Source organism: Polaromonas sp. P1_G4, assembly GCF_056405475.1.
This window is the reverse complement of the sequence record NZ_JBFUCA010000309.1, coordinates 1-5,124: the sequence shown is the minus strand read 5'-3', so window position 1 is coordinate 5,124 and position 5,124 is coordinate 1. Positions and strand designations below refer to the sequence as shown.

General features: G+C 63.5%; 7 protein-coding genes. 3 read left to right on the top strand and 4 right to left on the bottom strand.

Annotated features, from left to right (window positions below):
- Window positions 1-116: 116 nt before the first annotated feature.
- The 4 genes from kdpA to AC1D1X_RS15205 form a co-directional block, all read right to left on the bottom strand.
- Entirely contained in the window at window positions 117-1,916 is a 1,800-nt protein-coding gene (gene kdpA, locus AC1D1X_RS15220; protein ID WP_477698576.1) for a potassium-transporting ATPase subunit KdpA, read from the bottom strand.
- Window positions 1,916-2,014 carry a potassium-transporting ATPase subunit F gene (locus tag AC1D1X_RS15215; RefSeq protein WP_457281368.1) on the bottom strand — a complete coding sequence of 33 codons (99 nt, stop codon included), beginning with the start codon at window positions 2,012-2,014 and terminating at the stop codon, window positions 1,916-1,918. Before AC1D1X_RS15215 ends, kdpA begins: the two co-directional genes overlap by 1 nt.
- Window positions 2,015-2,230: 216 nt before the next feature.
- Window positions 2,231-2,422 (bottom strand): hypothetical protein, encoded by a 192-nt coding sequence (locus AC1D1X_RS15210; protein ID WP_477668648.1) that lies wholly within the window; start codon window positions 2,420-2,422, stop codon window positions 2,231-2,233.
- A gap of 13 nt (window positions 2,423-2,435) precedes the next feature.
- A complete protein-coding gene (locus AC1D1X_RS15205; protein WP_477668649.1) occupies window positions 2,436-3,221 on the bottom strand; it encodes a sulfite exporter TauE/SafE family protein in 786 nt (261 codons plus the stop codon).
- 93 nt (window positions 3,222-3,314) lie between these two features.
- Between AC1D1X_RS15205 and AC1D1X_RS15200 the strand changes: the two genes are divergently transcribed.
- From AC1D1X_RS15200 to AC1D1X_RS15190, 3 genes are all read left to right on the top strand, one after another.
- A complete protein-coding gene (locus tag AC1D1X_RS15200) occupies window positions 3,315-4,256 on the top strand; it encodes a LysR family transcriptional regulator (RefSeq protein ID WP_477668650.1) in 942 nt (313 codons plus the stop codon).
- Window positions 4,257-4,260: 4 nt separating this feature from the next.
- A complete protein-coding gene (locus AC1D1X_RS15195; protein ID WP_477668651.1) occupies window positions 4,261-4,929 on the top strand; it encodes an HD domain-containing protein in 669 nt (222 codons plus the stop codon).
- Window positions 4,926-5,124: hypothetical protein (locus AC1D1X_RS15190; RefSeq protein WP_477698575.1), on the top strand; the 199-nt coding region annotated here is incomplete at its 3' end. The genes AC1D1X_RS15195 and AC1D1X_RS15190, both read left to right, overlap by 4 nt.

Genomic DNA, 5,124 nt, shown 5'->3' with positions numbered 1-5,124 from the left:
GCACGCGCGGGCTCAGCTTGGTAAACGAAGCCACGATAGCCGGCTTGAGCAGCGCGGGATCCAGCAACATTAAAGATTTTTTGGTACTCATATAGGTTTCTCTTTGAGCCTTGCGGTTATTTGCCTGGCCACAGCATCAGGTGCTCGACCATGGGGCCCAGCGCCAGGCCGGGCACGTAGTTAAGCAACCCCACCAGCAGCACAGTGCCTATCAACAGCGTCACGAACAGCGGGCCGTGCGTGGGCATGGTGCCGGCCGTAACCGGCAGGCGTTTCTTGGCGGCCAGCGCACCGGCAATGGCCAGCACCGGAACGATGAAGCCGAAGCGCCCCAGCCACATGACGATGCCCAGCAGCGTGTTGTAGAACGGCGTGTTGGCAGACAGGCCCGCGAAGGCGCTGCCGTTGTTGTTGCCGGCCGAGCTCAGCGCATAGAGGATTTCGGAGAAACCGTGCGCGCCGGGGTTGGCAATGCCAGCCTTGCCTGCGCCCGCCAATACGGCGATGGCAGTGCCGGCCAGCACCAGGATGGGCGTGACCAGGATGGCGATCGAAGTCAGCTTCATCTCATGCGCCTCGATCTTCTTGCCCAGGTATTCCGGCGTGCGRCCGATCATGAGGCCGGCGATGAACACCGCCAGGATGGCGAAGATCAGCATGCCGTAGAGGCCCGTGCCAACGCCGCCGAACACCACCTCGCCCAGCTGCATCATCACCATGGGCACCATGCCGCCCAGCGGCGTGAAGGAGTCGTGCATGGCATTGACCGCGCCGCAGGAGGCCGCCGTCGTGATGACCGCGAACAGGCTGGAGGCATTGATGCCGAAGCGGGTTTCCTTGCCTTCCATGTTGCCGCCGGCCTGCAGCGCGCTGGCCGTCTGGTCCACGCCCAGAGGCGGCAGCAAGGGGTTGCCGGCCTGCTCAGCCGGGGTGATGGCCCCCACCGCGATGACAAACATCACCGTCATGGCGGCCAGCACGGCCCAGCCCTGGCGCTGGTCGCCCACCGCGCGGCCGAAGGCGAAGCACAGCGCCGCCGGAATCAGGAAGATGGACAACATCTGAAAGAAATTGCTCAGCGCGGTCGGGTTTTCATAAGGGTGCGCTGAATTGGCGTTGAAGAAGCCGCCGCCGTTGGTGCCCAGCATCTTGATGGCTTCCTGAGACGCGACCGGGCCCATGGCCAGGGTCTGCTTGTCGGATTTGGCATCCTCCATCACGGGATTGCCCTTGTCGTCTTTCAGCGCCTGGCCATCAGGGCCGTTTTTCGGCTGCTGATAGCTAGTCACTTCCAGCGTGCTCACGTCTTTGTAGGCATCAAAGTTCTGGATGACGCCCTGCCCCACAAGGAAGACGGCAAACACCAGCGACAGCGGCAGCAGCAGCCAGGCCGTGATGCGCGTCACGTCCACCCAGAAGTTGCCGATGGCGCCGGTCGCCCGCGCAGMAAAACCGCGGAACAGCGCAAACACCACGGCAATGCCGGTGGCGGCCGAGAAGAAGTTCTGCACAGCGAGCACCAGCATCTGCGTGAGGTAGCTCATGGTGGACTCGCCGGCATAGCCCTGCCAGTTGGTGTTGGAGACAAAGCTGACGGCGGTGTTGAAGGCCGAATCGGGCGTTACCGCGGCCATGCCGGCCGGGTTGAGCGGCAGCCAGACCTGCAAGCGCTGCAGTGCATAAACGGCCAACACACCGAGCGCATTGAAAGCCAGCAAGGCCAGCGCGTACTGCGACCACTTCATGTTGGTATAGGCCGATGTACCGGCCAGGCGATACAGCGGCGCTTCCGCCTTATGCATCCAGTTGGGGAGGCTGCCGGAATACAGGCGGGCCAGCCAGATGCCCAGCGGCCACGCAGTGGCCAGCAATACACCCAGAAAAAGGGCCAGCAGACCCCAAGACGAGTTGCTCATCAAAACTCCTCGGCGCAGATCAGCGCATAGACGAGGTAGGTGAGCAGCAGGACAGCACAGACGCCGCCAAAGCCGTACAAAACGTCCAGGCTGATCATGAACGGCCTCCTTCGGACTTTTCAAGCTTCTGGAAGCCCCAGACCAGCAAGACCATCACACCCCAGAGGGCGGCGGCACCAAGAATAAACGCGAGATCCATGATCTTTCTCCAACAAACAACGATGGGGAAAGTTTCGGATCCGGTGTGTAAAAACGGGGATGAAAGACCGGCAGCCGGTATAAAGAAAGCGTAAAAATCAGGGGTTAAACCCTGTTCAGGCCGATACGTGAGGCCGCATCACCACGCGCAGGTGCAGCGCGCGCAGGGCGTCAATGTCGTCCAGCAGGGACGAGGCCTCGGGCAGCGGGGAAACCGGGTCATCGGCGAGCTCCAGCAGCAAGAGCAGACGTGCGGCTTTGGCATGGAGCGCCTCCATAGCCTGCGAAACCTCGCTGTGGTTTTCCATCGCACCGGCGTGGCTACCGCATCGCGCTGCGAGTGACCATGTAAATGCCTATCAGCAGCAGACCGGTGAAAAAAAGGCGCCTGAAACCCTTCTCGCCCACCCGCCCGCGCAGCTTCTGACCGGCGGCCATCCCCAACAAGGCAGCAGGCAATGGCAGCAGCAAACTCCAGCCACCCGGCATGCTGCCCATGGCAAAAGAGCCTTCCATCACCAGGCGCAGAAAAAGTGCGGCAGTGGAAACGGTGAAGGACAGGCCCAGCGCCTGCACCAGTTCGTCTTTCTTGAGCGACAAGGCCTGCAGGTAAGGTACAGCCGGAAAGACAAACACGCCGGTGGCCGAGGTGATGGCGCCGGTCGCCAAGCCGGCAGCGAAGGAAAAAAACCGCTCACCGCGCGGCGGGACCGCCAGCGGCAGTGCGCACAGCCCCAGTAGTGCATAAATGATCAGCGCAGCGCCCAAGCCTGCCGACGCGAGGTCCGTATCAAGGGTAACCAGGCTGACCGGTGCCCACAGCGTCCCCGCGACCACCCCAGCCTGCAGCGGCCACAGACGCCGCAACAGGCTTTCCAGCGCAGCGCCATCCCACATCTGCCAGGCATTCGTCAGCAACGAAGGCAGGATCAGGATGACGGCTGCCTGCGCAGGCGGCATCACGCCGGCCAGCAAGCCCATGGAAAGTGTTGGCAACCCCAGGCCCACCACGCCCTTGACGAGGCCGGCCAGCAGGAATACGCCGGCGACGACGGCCATCAAGAGGGTGTCGTTCCCTGCACCCATGAAGTTGTTCATTGAGTTCATGTCGCCGATTCTGCGCAGCGGCGCGTTTGCGCTCAAGCGGTAATATCCGTTCACAGCCTTCGCCGTTACCGAAGGCTAAAACGCCTTCAGCTCATGCCCGCCACCCTTCGCTTTGACCTTATCGACCTTCGGCTGTTTCTGCACACCGTCGATACCGGCAGTATCACAGCGGGCAGCAGGCTTTCGCACCTGGCGCTCGCCTCGGCCAGCGCACGCATACGCGGCATGGAAGACGCATTGGGGGTCCCGCTGCTGGAGCGTCTGCGCGCCGGTGTGAAACCGACCAAGGCCGGCCTGGCCGTGGCTCACCATGCGCGGCTGGTGTTGCAGCAAATCGAGCGCATGCATGGTGAGATCGGCGACTATGCGGGCGGGCTGGCGGGCAACGTGCGTTTGCTGTCGAACACCGCCGCCATCACCGACTACCTGCCGCAGGCGCTGGCGGATTTCCTCAACACCCATCCAGCCATCGACGTCGACCTGGAGGAGCGTCCCAGCCACCTGATCGTGTCGCAGTTGCTGGGCCAGGTGGCCGACCTCGGCATCGTGGCCGACTCCGCCGACATCTCCAGCCTTGAATCAAAACCTTTCCGGCGCGACCAGCTTGTGCTGGTGGTTCCAGCCGGCAGCGGATTCGGCCGCCAGCGCCATGCTCCGTTCGGGCAAGCCCTGGGCCATGACTTCGTCGGCCTGGGGGAAGACAGCGCGCTGCAACAGCACCTGAACCTGCAGGCCGAACGCCTGGGGCTGCGCATGCGGACCCGCATACGGCTGCGCAGCTTTGAGGCAGTCTGCCGCATGGTGGAGGCGGGTGTCGGCGTGGCGGTGGTGCCGGCCGTCGCGGCCGAACGCCATGTGGAGGCAGGCAAGCTGCGCAGCCTCAAGCTGACCGACACCTGGGCCGACCGGCAATTGCTGATCTGCGCGCGCCGCTTTGACCAGCTGTCGCTGCCGGCGCTGCGACTGGTCGAGTCCCTGTGCGCGCCTGCCGCGCCGCCGGAGCGCTCACACACGCACAAAACGCCCAAACGATAAAGTCATGCCCATGCAAACCCCTGAACCCACAGACCTGCTGGCCCGATCCTGGCGGCATTGCGCGGGCGCCCTTGCCGCACGGCCGATCGGGCCTGCGGTGTTTGATGAACTGGTGGCGCGCTACTCGGAGCCGCACCGCAAGTACCACACGCTGCAGCACCTCACGGAATGCCTCGCGCATTTCGAGGCCGTTCGCGATCTGGCCGTACAGCCCGCAGAGGTCGAGATGGCGTTGTGGTTCCATGATGCGATTTACGACACGCAGCGCCACGACAACGAGGAAACAAGCGCCGACTGGGCTCGCGAGGTGCTGCTGGCGCACGGCACTGCCACGGCCGCCGCGCAGCGTGTTCACGACCTGGTCATGGCCACCCGCCATACGGCGCTGCCAGCCTCGCCTGACGAACAGTTGCTGGTCGATATCGACCTGTCCATCCTGGGCGCCGGCCCCGGCAGGTTTGCCGAGTACGAGCAGCAGATCCGGCACGAATACGCTTTTGTGCCCGCCGCCCTGTTCCAGCAAAAGCGGCGCGAAATCCTGCAGGGTTTCCTGGACCGGCCTGTGATCTACAGCACGGCGCATTTCCGCGAAACACTGGAAGCACGTGCACGCGAGAACCTGTGCAGGGCGATTGCCGGCACGACTTCGGCAACCACCCCTTCAGCACCATGAACATCTGCCCCCATTGCCACCAGGCCGGAATCAAAACCTGGGAAAAACGTCTCTCCAGCCGAGGCAACCCCGCCACCTGCACCTTGTGCGGAGGGCTCTCGCATGTTCTGGCCAGCGCTGCGGGCGGCACATTTGTCCTCACATCCGTCCTGTTGGTGATTGCCGTCCTTRCCGGCTTCTTGACCAACTCATGGC